Genomic DNA, 13,984 nt, shown 5'->3' with positions numbered 1-13,984 from the left:
TGTGCGTCGCCGCGCGCGGGACGTCAAGGGGGTCCGATGACGGACATGGTCGGCAAGGCTTTGCGGGTGCTGTCCCTGCTCGGCGGCTACCCCGAGGGCGTGCCGCTGTCCGAGCTCGCGCGCGCCGCCGGGTATCCGGTGAGCACCACGCATCGATTGCTCAGCTCCTTGCAGAGCGAGGGATTCGCGCGCAATGACCCGGTGTCGAAGCGGTATTCGCTGGGGCTGCGGCTGTTCGAGCTGGGCCAGTCGGTGTCGCAGGCGCGCGGGTTCGCCGGTGTCGCGCTGCCGGTGATGCAGAAGCTGTCCGCGGAGACCGGCGAGCCGACGCTGCTGGCCGTGCTGGACGGGCACAACCAGGTTTACGTGCACTCGGTGCAGGGGTCGCAGCGGCTGCAGATCCGCGGCGAACCGGGCGCGCGCGGGCCGTTGCACTGCACGTCGATGGGGAAATGCCTGGTCGCGTTCGCGCCGAACCGGGATGAACTGGTCGCTTCGCTTGGACTGCCCGCGCTGGGCCCGCGCACGATCACTTCGCGCGAGGCGTTCGCGGCGGAGATCGCGGCGGTGCGCGAACGTGGTTACGCGATCGCTGACGAGGAGCACGAGGAAGGCATCCGCGCGGTCGGCGTTCCGATCCGGACTCCGGACGGGACTGCGATCGCCGCGTTGTCCACCGCGGCACCGGCTTACCGGCTAAGCGTGGCTCAACTTGAGGAGTTCGTGCCCGCTTTGCGTGCTGCCGCGCGGGAATTGGCGGCGCTGTTGCCCCGGTGAGCGCTTACGCGCCGATCTCGCCCCGGATCCACGAGACGAGCTGGTCGACGCGCGCCGCGGTTTCGATGCCGGGCTGAGGACAGTCCGGTCCGAAGTTCTCGACCGCGATCAGCGTGTTCTTGCCCTTCACCGGCACGAAGAACGGCGAACCCGAGTCGTCCGGGCACGGGCTGTTCTCGACGGTGCGCTTCTTCAGCGGTTCGAGGGTGATCTCGTTCTTGCGCACTTCGTCGACCTGGAAGTCGCCGCGTTTGATGTGGTCGGTCTGCACGATGACCTTCGAGGACAGCGAACCCCAGCCGACGAACGTCGTGTGCTGCCCCGGATCCGGCGGGCCGTCCGGCAGCGCGAGCGGTTCGATGTCGGTGACCGGCTCGGACAGCTTGGCGAGCGCGAGGTCGTTCACCGCGGACTGGCGCGTGTCCACGATCTTCAGCACGTGCCCGCGCGGATCGGAGTCGGTGAGCTTCCCGATCGCGGCGGTCATCGTGTAGTCGGGTTTGCCGCTGACGCGCGTGCCGTCGAGGTCGTGGAAGCAGTGCCCCGCGGTGACGATCCACTGCGGGGCGATCAGCGACCCGCTGCACCCGCCGGTGCGGACGCCGCCGCCCTTCTCCGGAATGTCCTTTGAGGACAGTTTGACGCTGAACGGGGTCGGATGATCAGGCAGCGCGGGCGGCTGCGCGGAGGACTTGCCGCCGGTGTTGCCGGTGCCGCCGCTGACTGTGCTGCTGGCGTTGCCCGCGTTGCCGCCGGCGCTGCGCGCGACGGCGACGTTCGACACCGGTTTGGCCGTCTCCGCCTCCGCCGTCCGGTGCAGGCCGACGTAGGCCCCGGCGAGCCCGGCCCCCAGCACCGTGGCAGCCGCCACGGCGCCCAGCCGAAGGCTCGCCCGCTGAGCGGAACGTGACTTTGCGTGCACCACGGGGTCCAAGATAGCGAAGTTGTTAACCCGAATGAGTGAGAGTGCCCGATTAATCCGGTGACCAGGGTAGAAACTGACGGCCTCGATACGCCGGGTTCGGTGTTGGTCACGGAATGCTAACGGCGGCGGGGTGTTTTGCCTGGAGGCTGGGCCGTTTGGCGGCACGGGAGCGGATTGTGGGGGTTGCTCCCGATCAGCGGGACATCTGCGGGGCTGGCTCGGGCGGGCTCGGTTCGGGCGGGCTCAAGTGGGGCGGGCCCGGCTCAGGGAGGCCCGGGGCGGGCAAGGTCGGGCCGGGCGGGCTCGGCTCAGGCGGGCGCGGGTTGGGCGGGCCCGGCTCGGCGGGCTCGGGGCGGGTCGGGCAGGTTCGGGCCGACTCGGGTCGGGCGGGCTCGGCTCAGGCGGGCGCGGGTTGGGCGGTCTCGTCCGAGCGGCGTCGGGTTGGGCCGCCTCGATCGGGTTGCTCGGGTGCGCGGAGGGTGAGCAGGTGGCGGTGTCGGCCAGGGCGCTGCGGAGGACCGGCCGACGAAACGTGCCGGACGGCCCTCGCTCTCGCCGAAGTCCGTGAAGGGCTCCTTGAAGGAATCTGGTTCCCTCAAGGAGCCCTTCACGGACCACTGGCATCACGCGCCTGGTCCGCCGCGGCTGGGGCGCGCGCCGGATCTCGGCCGCTGCTGCACGATCTCCTCCCGCAGCCGGGAGCCCGGCGGCTAAGCAGCGGGCAAGTACCGCGGAGCATGCCGAGCGTGTGCCGCCTGCTCGTACGCGTAGGCGAAGTTGAGCAGCTGCGCATCGTGATACTTCGTGCCGAGGAACGAGACCCCGACCGGCAATGGACCCGCGAAGCCGGCTGGCACGGTGATGTTCGGGTAGCCCGCGACGGAAGTGTTCCGGGTGCTGCTCATGAACTTCGGGTCGCCTGGGCGGTCCAGCGGCGAAGCGGGCAAGCCGCTCAGGGTGATGATTGCGTCGAGGCTCTTCGAGGCAAGGACGTCGTCGATCGACCGTTGTGCGATGCCCGTCGCGGCGGCGCGCTGGCGGCGGTAGGTCTGGTCGGCCAGGTTGCCGTCCGCCTTGTTCGCTTCGATCAGCAGGCTTTGGTCGAACAGCGGCATTTCGACGTCGCGGTGCTGGTCGTTGTAGGCGATCAGCTCGGACAGGTTCCGCGGGTGGTTGCCGGGGGTCGCGCCGAGGTAGGCGTTCAGGTCGTGTTTGAACTCGGTCAGCAACGCCGGGAAGAGATCTGGTTTGACTGACCAGGAAATGTCCTCGACGTCCGCGCCCTCGACGACCGTCGCGCCCAGTGAGCGCAGAGTGTGCACTGTGGACTCGAAGACGCGGTCGGCCTGCTGATCGATGCCGGTATGGCCCTTTCGCCAGATGCCGATTCGCTTGCCGCGCAGGGCGTTTCGATCCAAATGCAGGTCCTTGGGAATCGCGGGCGCGGCGGCGACTGAGGCGGGATCAGCGGGGTCGGCACCGGTGATTACGGCGAGGATGAGTGCGGCGTCGGTGACGTTGCGGGCGATCGGGCCGGGGGTGTCGTGCTGGGTGGTGATCGGCACGACGCCGCTGCGGCTCACGACGCCTAGGCTGGTTTTCACGCCGACGGTCGAGGTCGCGGCCGCTGGGCACACGATCGAACCGTCGGTCTCGGTGCCGATGGCGACTGTCGCCAGACCGGCTGCGGCGGCGACTGCCGAGCCGCTCGAGGAGCCGCACGGGCTGCGGTCCAGTGCGTAGGGATTGCGGGTCTGGCCCGCGACTCCGCTCCAGCCTGGGATTTGCCCGCCTGAGCGGAAATTCGACCATTCCGACAGGTTCGCTTTGCCGAGCACGATCGCTCCGGCGGCACGCAGGCGCTGGACCAGGAACGCGTCTTTGGCGGGGCGTGAACCGAGCATCGCGGTGGATCCGGCGGTGGTGGTTTGCCGGTCTGCGGTATCGGTGTTTTCCTTCAGCAGAACCGGAATTCCTTCCAGAGCGCTGCGGGAGGAGTGGGTACGGCGGCGGGCGTCGCTTTCCTTCGCCGCTGCCAGTGCGTCCGGATTGGTTTGCACGACGGCGTGCAGTTTGGGGTTCAGTTCTTCGATCCGGCGCAGGTAACTGCGCGTCAGCTGTTCCGACGTCAGTTGCTTGCGGTCCATGGCGCGCTGCAAATCGGGAATGGTGGTCTGGTCGAGGAAACGAGCCGGCGAGGCGTCCGCCGCGGCGGGCAGGAGCAGGCCCGCCGCGGTGAGGGCCGCCACCGAAAGCCGTTTCAGCGAGGTGGTGCGCATGGGTTCTTCTTTCTTATTCGCGGAGGCCGATGGCGTCGATGGGCTTGGCGCGCAAGGTGACCCGAGTGGACAGTCCGAGCGAGACCAGGCTGAGCAGGAAGGCTCCGGCGATGATTCCGCCGAATACCGCGGGGGTTCCGGACGGGAGCGGAGTGTCGCGCAGGGCAAGATTGAGAATTGCCAACGGAATCGCCGCCACCACGGTGCCGATCAGCGCCGCGATGCCCGCGGTCGTCAACGCTTCCAGGCGCATCATCCGCACGACCTGCCCCCGGGTGGTGCCGATCAGCCGCAGCAGGGCGAATTCCCGCGAACGCTGCGCGGTGGTCATCACCAGCGTGTTGGCCACCGAGATCACCACGTAGCCGAGGATCACGCCGACCGCGACGAGGTTCAGGTAGAACTGCTGCTGGGCCGAAGCGCTTTCCAGCGCGGAAACCGTGGAACTCGGGGTCACAGTGAGGCCTGGGTAGCGAGCGCTGAGGTCGCGCAACGCGGCGGTCACCGCGGCCGGGTCCGCGTTCGGGTCTTGGCGCACCAGAACGGAACTGTCCATCCGGTCGCCCGTGTGCGCGCGGGCGAGATCGGCGGGCAGCACGTACTCGCCGAACGCCTGGTTGTGCGTGTAGACCGCGACCAGTTTCACCTTCGCGGGGCTGCCGTCACCGAACCAGAAGTCGACCTCGTCGCCGATTTTCTTGTCGTACCAATCGGCTTCGCTCTTGCTCATCGCGACGGTGTCGCCGCGCAGGTCGGCCAGATTCCCGGACACGACGCCGAGGTCGAGCACGCCGCGGACCTGGTCGCCGTTCAGCCCCTGCGCCGGGTACTTCATGACGCGCAGCCGCTGGTCCTCCTTGACCGTGGTGACGACGTCGGTGCGGATCACCGAGGTAGCGGCCGCGACTCCGGGGATGGCCCGCGCCGCCGCGGCGACCTCCGGGGACAGCGCGCCGGTCGTGCTCGTCAGGACGTGGTCCGCGGTCGTCGACCGGACCGCCTGCTCCCGCGTGGCGGCAGCGGACGACGTCTGGCTGTAGAACATCGAGATCGCGAACGCGACCGCCAGCATCACCGGGGTCACCGCCGAGGCGAGCCGCCGGGCGTTGGCCTGGTTGTTCGCCGCGGCGAGGTAGCCGCTGATCCGCGAGAAGCCGGAGTACAGCGGGCCGATGATCCGCGTCATGAAGGCGACCACCTTCGGCCCGAGCACCGAAAGCCCGATCACGACCACCAGCGCGGACATCGAGGAGGCGGCGAGCGCGCCCGGCCCGGTCACGTACATCGGGACGGTCGCGCCGCCGAAGCCGAGCGCCACCAGCACCCAGCCGACCACGAGGCGGGCCCGGCCGAGTTCGCGGCGTTCGACGGCCGCCTCGCCGAGCGCTTCGATCGGGCGGATCGACGACGGACGCCGTGCCGCCGACCACGCGGCCAGCCGGGCCGCGCCCAAGCCGAGCAGGAACGCGACGACGAGCGGGAGCGGGCCGATCGCGAGGCCGAAGTCCTGCGGGATCACGCCGACCGCGGCGAAGGAGTTGCGCAATCCGTAGCCGACGGCCACGCCGAGACCCGCGCCGAGCACCCCGGCGATCGTCGCGACCAGCATGGTTTCGGCACTGATCAGCTTGCGGATCTGCTTCGGGGTGGCGGCGATCGCCCGCAGCAGCGCGAATTCCCGCCGCCGCTGGTTGATCACCAGCGCCAGCGTGCTCGCCACGACGAACACCGCGACCAGGATCGCGTACCCGCCGAACGCGCCCGCGAGGATGAACAGCAGCATCCGGGTCTGGCTCACGTCGAGGAATTCGACCGTGCTGCGTTCCATCCCCGCGGTCACCGTGACCGGCTCGCCCTTGACCGCCGCGTTGACGCGGTCTTCCAGATCGCCCGCCGCGACCCCGGGAGCGGCGAGCACGCCGATCGCGTGGACCTGCCCGGGCTTCCCGGAAAGATCAGCGGCGCGCGCGGCGGAGAAGTACAGGGCCGACTGCCTGCTCAGCCCGCTGGCGGACTGGGGCGTGGCGATGCCGCTGACCCGGAACTCCATCGGCGTGGACCGGGTCGAGATCCGCACTGTGCCGCCGACCGAAACTCCGGCGCGGGCGGCGAGTTCCGCGTCGAGAACGACCTCGTTCGCAGCCTCGGGCGCGTGCCCGTCCCGGATGGAGAGCGGGGCCAGCACGGCCGCGTCCCAGTTGTGCCCGCGCGACTGGGTGCCGTTCGGGCCGGTGAGCACCTTGCCGCCGGACGTCACGACGTTCGCCGGGAAGTCCTGCTCCGGCACCGCCTGGCGCACCCCTGGCACCGACGCGATCCGGTTGACCAGCGTCTCCGGCACCGTGGTCTGTTCGGTGACCTGCTCGGACTCGCCGAAATCCGATCCCGGCGGTTTCGTGGTCTGCACCCCGCCGACCACCACGGACGCGTCGGCGTAGCGCTCGGTCGGGACTCCGGCCCGGAGACCGGATTCCATGAGGATGCCGCAGCCCGCGACGAGCGCGGTGCCGCAGAGAATCGCGATGAACGCGCCGACGAACCCGCTCAGCCGGGCCCTCGTCGTCTGCCAAGCCAACGACCACATGGCGGTCACCACTCCCCGAGGTGCGTCAGCCGCTGCGCGACCCGCTCGGGGGTCGGCTGCGCGAGGTGGCCGGCGAGCTTGCCGTCGGCGAGGAACAGCACTCCGTGCGCGGCGGACGCGGCGACCGGGTCGTGGGTGACCATCAACACGGTCTGGCCCATCTGGTCGACCACGGTGCGCAACAGGTCGAGCACCTGGCGCGCGGTGCGGGTGTCGAGCGCGCCGGTCGGTTCGTCGGCGAGCACGACCTCGGGCCGGGTGATCAGCGCGCGGGCGATCGCGACGCGCTGCTGCTGCCCGCCGGACAGTTCCGCCGGGCGGTGCTCGAGCCGCTTCGCGATGCCGACGCTGTCGACGATCTCGCGCAGCCAGCGCGCGTCGGGCTTCTTGCCCTCCAGGCGCATCGGCAGGGTGATGTTCTGCAGCACGTTCAGCGACGGCAGCAGGTTGTAGGCCTGGAAAATGAACCCGATCCGGGTCCGGCGCAATTCGGTGAGCGCGCGCTCGCGGAGTCCGCCGAGCTCGGTTTCGCCGAGCAGCACCTTTCCCGAACTCGGCCGGTCGAGCCCGGCCGCGCAGTGCAGGAAGGTGCTCTTGCCGGACCCGGACGGCCCCATCACCGCGGTGAACGAGCCTCGCTGGATCCCGACCGACACCCCGTCCAGCGCGGTGACCGCGCCGTCGCCGGAGCCGTAGATCTTGCGCACCGCTTCCAGCCTCAGGGCGTGTGTTCCGCCTGTGTTCATGTTCGTGTCGCTCCTCGGACCAGCAGATTTCTGTCTCTACGAAGCTATGGCGGCGGGGACGCGGAAACGATCCCGAGCGCGAGAGTCTTGGGGGTAGCGCAGGCACCACCACGCCCGGTGGGGAGGTCCTAATGGGACACTGTGCGGGTGAAAAGGTGGCTGCGCTCGTGGTGGTCCGGACTCCGCTATTTGCTGGTGGGAGCCGCGACCGCGTTTCTCGCGATGCTGCTCTTTTTCGCGATGGCCATCGTGCTCGCGACGTGTTTGATCGGCGTCGGGATTCCGGCGCTCCCGGTCGCGCTGAAACTGATCCGCTACCCGCTGCGATTCGAACGCCGCCGTGCCGGGCGCAGGCTCGGCGAGCCGATCGCGGAGCCGTACGCCAACGTTTCGCCCATTCGTGACCCAGCGAGCCTGCGCGACCTCGCGTGGCTCGCGGTGCACGCGGTGGTCGGCTTCCTCGTCGGGGTGCTCGCGTTCGGCTTGCCGCTCGGCGGACTGCGGCAGATCCTCACCGGCGTGTTCTGGTGGCTGGTGCCCGGCGGGATCCAGAGCTCGCTGGAGTTCATGGTGAACTCGTGGCCGTCGGCCGCGCTCTGCATCTTCAGCGGGATCGTCATGATCGCGCTCACCTTTTGGGCCGCGCCGCTGGCTCGCTGGCAAGCCCTGGCGACGCGGGCGCTTCTCGGCCCGCGGCCCGGCGCCTCGCTGACCGACCGGGTCGTCGAGCTGACCGCGACCCGCGCCGCCGCGCTGGAGGCACACGGCGCCGAACTCCGCCGTCTCGAACGCGATCTGCACGACGGGACGCAGGCGCGGCTGTCCGCGGTCGTGCTGCAACTCGGGATCGCCGATCAGCTTTTCGAGGGAAATCCGGCCAAGGCAAGGGAATTGCTCGGCAAGGCGCAGGACGCGGCGACCGAAGCGCTCGCCGAATTGCGCACGGTCGTACGGAGCATCCACCCGCCGCTGCTGACCGACCGCGGGCTCGACGGCGCGATCACCGCACTCGCCGACCGATGCGCGGTTCCGTGCACTGTGGACGTTCGCAGCTCCGCGCGCCGCCCGGCCGCGGTCGAGGCGGCGGTGTACTTCATCGTCGCCGAAACGCTCGCGAACGTGACCAAGCATTCGGGCGCGGAACACGCGTCGATTACGCTCGACGGCACCGTCGACACCGTGCGGATCGAAATCCGCGACGACGGCCGCGGCGGCGCGGACGAATCCCAGGGCAGCGGACTGGCCGGGATCCGGAAACGCGCCGAAGCTTTCGACGGGACGGTCACGCTGACGAGTCCGCCCGGTGGACCGACTGTTCTGGAAGTGGAGTTGCCATGCGGGTCGTGATCGTCGAGGACGACGCCCTGCTGCGAGAAGGTTTGGTGCTGCTGCTCGACACCTCGGGCATCGAGGTGGCCGCCGCTTTCGACCACACCGACGACTTCCTCGCGTTCGTCCGCGAGGACCGCCCGGACGCGGTGATCACCGACGTCCGGCTGCCTCCCACGCACACCGACGAGGGCCTGCGCGCGGCCGTGCAGGCGCGGCAGCTTCACCCCGGGCTGCCGGTGCTGGTGCTCTCCGCGCACGTCGAAACCCGCTACGCGGCGGAACTGCTCGCGGACGGCAAGGGCGCGGTCGGGTACCTGCTCAAGGAACGCGTCGGCAAGGTCGCCAAGTTCCTCGATTCGCTCCAACGGGTGGTCGAGGGCGGCACGGCGATGGACCCGGAGGTGGTGACCCAGCTGCTGGCCCACCGCCGCGACCCGCTCGACGCGCTGACCGCACGCGAACGCGAGGTGCTCGGGCTGATGGCGGAGGGCTACAACAACGCCACGATCGCGGAACTGCTGGTGGTCAGCGACGGAACGGTGCTCAAGCACATCCGCAACATCTTCGCGAAACTGGGACTGCCGGAGGACAACGGGCACCGGCGGGTGCTCGCTGTGCTGGCTTACCTGAACGGGAAGAGGTAGCGCAGGCGCTACCGTGAAGTTGGGTGCTTACGGCCTGTTTGCGCCCTTCGCCGCTGCATAGTGTTCTCGGCATGGAGACTTCCCGAAGCCGCACCGCCGGCGGCCCTGTTGTGACTACCTTGCTGTGGCTGGTTTTTCTCGTCGGCGCCGCTGCTAACTCGATCGGCCAGTTCGCTGGGTTGGAGGCGACTTACCGGTATATCGGCGGTGGGATAGCGGTGGCGTGTCTGGTGTTGCTGCTGGTGCGTTACCTGGCGCGCCGCAAGGACTGACCAGGGTTGAGGGGCCGGACGGCGAATGCCCGGCCCCTCAAGCCTCAGGACACCTTCGGCGTCGCCCGCGCGCCAAAGTGCATGTACGGCTCCCCCGTCGGCAGCGTGTAGAACAGCACCGGCGTCCAGAACTGTCCACCCGGCATGCGGAGCAGGAACAGCGTGTCCGAGACCGCCACCAGGTCGAACTCCTGGACCTTCTCCGGCATCAGTTCCGCCAGCGGTCCGGTCGTCGTGTACACGACGCGCAAACCACCTTCGCGCTCCACAACCTCGACATGCGCGCCAGCCCGTTCGTACACCCCGACGTGGCGGCTCGCGTCCACCGTGACCGGCGTGGCCGGGGGTTCGAGCGGGCGCGGCATGGCGACGTCGGCGAGTTCGGCGAAGATTTCCCGGTACAGCTCGGTGTACAGGTCCCGAGCGTGGCCGCCGTTCGTCAGCAGGGTGACCGCGAGGCCCGCGTCGGGCAGCAGGCGCAGGAACGCCGACTGGCCGATCGTGTTGCCGTCGTGGCCGATGATGCGGCGGCCGCCCCACTCGTCGCGGATCCAGCCGAGGCCCCACGAATCGCCGAGGGTGTGCTTGTCCGGGACGTCGGCCTGCTTGTCCGCCATGGCCGCGGCCGATTCCGCCGACAGGATCCGCGTGCCGTCCTCGGTCAGGCCGCCGGTGAGGTGCAGGCGGGCGAAGGCGAGGACGTCCTTCGTGCGCGAGGTGATCAGACCGGCCGGTCCGGCCGAACGGGGCAGCTGCCAGACCGGAGCCGGAGCCAGTTCTTCGCCGTCCGGCGCGTCGTGGCCGACGGCGGCGCGGAACAGCAGCGCCTCCTCCGGCAGCGTGACGGTGTGCGTGAGGCCGAGCGGCATGTACAGCTTGTCCCGCATCGCGGCGTCCCAGGTTTTCCCGGTGAGCTTCTCGATCACCCGGCCCATGAGGACGAAACCTGAGTTGCAGTAGGAGAAAGTCGCGCCGAGAGGATGGTTCTGCGCGGCGTCCTCCAGCAGGTCGACGAACTTCTCGACGCAGTCGTCGCCGCGGCCGGTGTCGGTGAAGATGTCGCCGTCGATGCCGCTGGTGTGCGTCAGCAGATGCCGCATGGTGACGCTCTTGGTCACCTCCGGATCGGACAGCCGCAGTTCGGGCAGCACGTCGACGATCGGGGCGTCGAGGTCGAGCAGCCCCTCGTCCACGAGCTGCATCACCACGGTCGACGTCCACACCTTGGAGATCGAGCCGATCTGGAACAGCGAATCCTCGGTGACCTCGACCTCGGTCGTCTTGCTCAGCACGCCGTGGGTCGCGAATACCTCCTCGCCGGTGTCGACGCGCAGGATTCCCAGCGACGCACCGGGAACGTCGTGCTTGCGCGCCAGTTCCGCCAGGCGGCGGCTCCAGTGCGCGGCCTCGATCGGCACCCGCGAACCCGCGTACTGCTCGACCCAGTCGACCACGCGCCGGTTGTAGTCGACGCGGTGCGACGGCGGACCGTCCAAAATGAACAGATGCGCGCCGCCTGGGTACAGCACCAGCCGGGACGGCACGTCGCGCTCGCGCAGTGCGGTGAACCACTGCTCGGCCTGCCCGACCGGGCACCGCACGTCCTCGCCGCCGTGCAGGATCAGCGTCGGGGTACGGACGTTCTCGACCTGCGCGTGCGGGGAGGAGTTCTCGTATTGTCCCGACGAGAGTCCGGCGAATTCGTTGACAGCCATGAAGTGTCCGCCGTCGGACGTCCCGGCAAGGCTGGTCAGGTCGCTGACCACGCCACCGGCCACCGCGGCGGCGAAACGGTCGTCACGGCTGGTCAGGTAGCAGGTCATGAAGCCGCCGTAGCTGTAACCCGTCACGGCGAGCCGGTCCGGGTCGGCGAGGCCTTCGGCGACGAGCTGGTCGATCGGTTCGAGGAAGTCCGGTGCGTCCGCCTGGCCCCACGCGCCGATCGCCGCGGTGTAGAACGCTTCGCCGTAACCGTCGCTGGCTCGCGGGTTGATCAGCAGCACTGCCCAGCCGCGTGCGGCGAGGGTCTGGTGGTACAGGTGAATCGAGTCCGCGGCACCGTTCCAGGCGTTGTGCGGACCGCCGTGGATGTCGATCAGCAGCGGCTGTGCGCCGGTGCGTTCGGTGTCGCGGATGAGCCAGCCCTGCACGACGGTGCCGTCGCTGATGGTGAATTCGCGCGATTCACGGGAGAACAATTCCGCTTCGGACACTGCGTCGCCGTGCTTCGTGCGCACGTCGACCTTGCCCGTGGTGCGGTCGACAACGGCGACCTCGCCGAAGGAATCGTTGGTAGCCAGCACAATCGCGGCCCGGTCGCCGACCAAGTCCATTCCGGACACTACGTTGCCGTCGCCGGTCAGCACCGCGCGAGGCTCGCCACCGGCAAGGTCCACTTCGTACAGATGCGTGCAGCCGCGGTCGCGGATCGCGAACACCACGACGTCGCCCGACTCGGTCAGCTGCGGCAGCGCGCCCGGGTAGCCGGGGCCGCCGGGCATCACGTTGCGGTCGAGACCGGCGGCCAGGTCGACCGTCTCGCCGCCGTCCAGCGGGACGCGCAGCAGGCCGAGGTGCCCGGTGGCGGTGTCGGTGCGGCCGACCACCAGGAGCGCCTTGCCGTCCTTGGTCCAGCCGACCGTGCCCGCCATGCCCTTGTCGGTGCCGACCAGGCGCGGTTCGGCGTTCCGCTCGGTGACGTCGAGAACGTAAGCTGCGGAACGGAAAGTGAGGTCGGCGTCGGCGTCCAGGGCCGCGGTGAACGCGACGTGCTTGCTGTCGGGCGACCAGGCGGGCTGGCCCGCGTGCCAGTCGCCGGAGGTGCGCTGCTGGACTTCGCCGGTCGCGACGTCGAGGACGTGCACGTGGCTGCGGAGCGTCTTCAGCAGGCCGGGGCCGTCGGACTTGTAGTCCAGCCGCTCGGCGACGATCGGCGTGTTCGCCGGCGGCGCTTCGACGACCGCGGCGAGATCGATCGCCGCGGAGAACGCGATCTTGCTGCCGTCCGGGCTCCACACCGGTGCGCCCGCGCCGAGCGGCAGCTTGGTGAGCTGCTCGGCCTCGCCGCCGTCCGCCGGGAGGATCCAGATCTGCGGCGGGCCGTCCTGGGCGCGCAGGAACGCGAGCCGGGAACCGTCCGGGGACCATTTCGGAGCCGCGTCCGCGTTGCCGCGCGTGAGCTGACGGGCTTCGCCGGAGGAGGCGCCGACCGTCCACAGCGCGTCGACGTTCCGGTCCTCCTCCCGGTCCGCGGTCCGGACCACGTAGGCGATCCGGCTGCCGTCCGGCGAAAGCGCGGGCTGGCTGGGCGCGGCGAGGTCGTAGAGGTCATCGATGCCGAGACGGCGGGTCATACGCTGGCTCCTTGGGAGATCGCGGGCTCGTGGCCCTCGGATTCGGCACTGTGCTGATCGTTCCTAATCCGGCCACAGCCACGGCCTAATGGCTTCTCAGCAACGGTTACGTGCCGAGTGGGGGGCGGCCTTCTTTTGGCCGGATTAGGAAATGGCAGGCCGATGCGTGCCGCCGGGGCGCGGCGTCCTCCGCCGGATCGGCCCGGAGGCAGATCTCGCGGTCGCTGCGCACCAGCGGGCCGACCGGGCAGCGCGGGTGGTACCGGCAGCCGGCGGGCGGATGGTGCGGATCCGGCGGTTCCGCGTCCGCGGTCGCGCCGGGTTCCTGGTCGAACAGCGACTTGTGCGCCGACGGGGCGGCGTCGAGCAGGTCGCGGGTGTAGGGATGCTGCGGATCGGTGAGCACCTGCTCGGCCGGTCCGGCTTCGACGATCCGGCCGAGGTACATCACCGCGACGAAATCGCTGAGATACCGGATCACGGCGAGGTTGTGCGAGATGAACAGCATCGACAGGCCGAGCTGCCGCTGCACGGAACGCACGAGGTTGAGCACCGCGCCCTGCACCGAAACGTCGAGCGCGGAGGTGATCTCGTCGGCGATCAGCGCCTGCGGCTGCCCCGCGAGCGCCCGGGCGAGCGCGACGCGTTGCCGCTGCCCGCCGGACAACTGCCCCGGCAGATGCGCGGCCCGCTCGGGATCGAGATTGACCAGTTCGAGCAACCGGGCGACCTCGGCCGAGCGGTCCGTCCCGCGCGGCATCGCTTCGGCGATCGATTCGCCGATGGTCATCCTCGGGTTGAGCGAGGAATACGGATCCTGGAACACCATCTGCAGCGGACGCCGACGTGGCAGCTTCCGCACGTCCACGCCGCCGAGCAGCACCCGGCCCGCACTCACCGGCGACAATCCGACGGCCGCCTTCGCGAGCGTCGACTTGCCCGAACCCGATTCGCCGACGAGCCCGACGACCTTGCCCGCCGGGACGGTCAGCGACACGCCGTCCACCGCGGTGAGCCCGCGCCGCCCGCCGTACCGGACGCTGACCGAATCGAAAACCAGCTCGCTCATTCC

10 protein-coding genes are annotated in these 13,984 nt (G+C 69.7%); 4 read left to right on the top strand and 6 right to left on the bottom strand.

Annotated features, from left to right (window positions below):
* Positions 1-36 precede the first annotated feature (36 nt).
* On the top strand, positions 37-777 hold the full coding sequence (locus tag DMP23_RS40195; protein ID WP_134732411.1) for an IclR family transcriptional regulator: 741 nt from the start codon (positions 37-39) through the stop codon (positions 775-777).
* Between the two features lie 4 nt (positions 778-781).
* Here DMP23_RS40195 and DMP23_RS40190 read toward each other — a convergent pair whose 3' ends face one another.
* From DMP23_RS40190 to DMP23_RS40175, 4 genes are all read right to left on the bottom strand, one after another.
* Positions 782-1,648, bottom strand: coding sequence for a S1 family peptidase (locus tag DMP23_RS40190; RefSeq protein ID WP_337824096.1), 867 nt, complete (start codon positions 1,646-1,648; stop codon positions 782-784).
* 764 nt (positions 1,649-2,412) lie between these two features.
* Positions 2,413-3,981 (bottom strand): amidase, encoded by a 1,569-nt coding sequence (locus DMP23_RS40185; RefSeq protein WP_337824095.1) that lies wholly within the window; start codon positions 3,979-3,981, stop codon positions 2,413-2,415.
* Positions 3,982-3,994: 13 nt separating this feature from the next.
* Positions 3,995-6,565 carry an FtsX-like permease family protein gene (locus DMP23_RS40180; protein WP_337824500.1) on the bottom strand — a complete coding sequence of 857 codons (2,571 nt, stop codon included), beginning with the start codon at positions 6,563-6,565 and terminating at the stop codon, positions 3,995-3,997.
* Positions 6,566-6,570: 5 nt separating this feature from the next.
* Entirely contained in the window at positions 6,571-7,311 is a 741-nt protein-coding gene (locus DMP23_RS40175) for an ABC transporter ATP-binding protein (protein WP_337824094.1), read from the bottom strand.
* Positions 7,312-7,458: 147 nt separating this feature from the next.
* Here DMP23_RS40175 and DMP23_RS40170 point away from each other — a divergent pair, with 147 nt between their 5' ends.
* From DMP23_RS40170 to DMP23_RS40160, 3 genes are all read left to right on the top strand, one after another.
* Positions 7,459-8,658 carry a sensor histidine kinase gene (locus DMP23_RS40170; protein ID WP_337824093.1) on the top strand — a complete coding sequence of 400 codons (1,200 nt, stop codon included), beginning with the start codon at positions 7,459-7,461 and terminating at the stop codon, positions 8,656-8,658.
* On the top strand, positions 8,646-9,287 hold the full coding sequence (locus tag DMP23_RS40165) for a response regulator transcription factor (RefSeq protein ID WP_043836645.1): 642 nt from the start codon (positions 8,646-8,648) through the stop codon (positions 9,285-9,287). The genes DMP23_RS40170 and DMP23_RS40165 overlap by 13 nt, the downstream gene beginning before the upstream one ends.
* 71 nt (positions 9,288-9,358) lie before the next feature.
* The gene (locus tag DMP23_RS40160) at positions 9,359-9,559 is read left to right on the top strand and encodes a hypothetical protein (RefSeq protein WP_337824092.1); all 201 of its coding nucleotides are present in this window, start codon (positions 9,359-9,361) and stop codon (positions 9,557-9,559) included.
* 44 nt (positions 9,560-9,603) lie between these two features.
* On the opposite strand, the gene DMP23_RS40155 is transcribed toward DMP23_RS40160, so the two are convergent.
* Together DMP23_RS40155 and DMP23_RS40150 are read right to left on the bottom strand one after the other, a co-directional pair.
* Complete coding sequence (locus tag DMP23_RS40155; RefSeq protein WP_337824091.1) at positions 9,604-12,912, bottom strand: serine hydrolase; 3,309 nt, start codon at positions 12,910-12,912, stop codon at positions 9,604-9,606.
* A 106-nt stretch (positions 12,913-13,018) separates the two neighbouring features.
* Complete coding sequence (locus tag DMP23_RS40150) at positions 13,019-13,981, bottom strand: ABC transporter ATP-binding protein (RefSeq protein ID WP_134732401.1); 963 nt, start codon at positions 13,979-13,981, stop codon at positions 13,019-13,021.
* Positions 13,982-13,984: the final 3 nt, after the last annotated feature.

Source organism: Amycolatopsis sp. A1MSW2902, assembly GCF_017312175.1.
GTDB classification, from domain to species: Bacteria; Actinomycetota; Actinomycetes; order Mycobacteriales; family Pseudonocardiaceae; genus Amycolatopsis; species Amycolatopsis nivea.
Note: the sequence above shows the minus strand (reverse complement) of the source record. Positions and strands in the feature narration are given on the sequence as shown.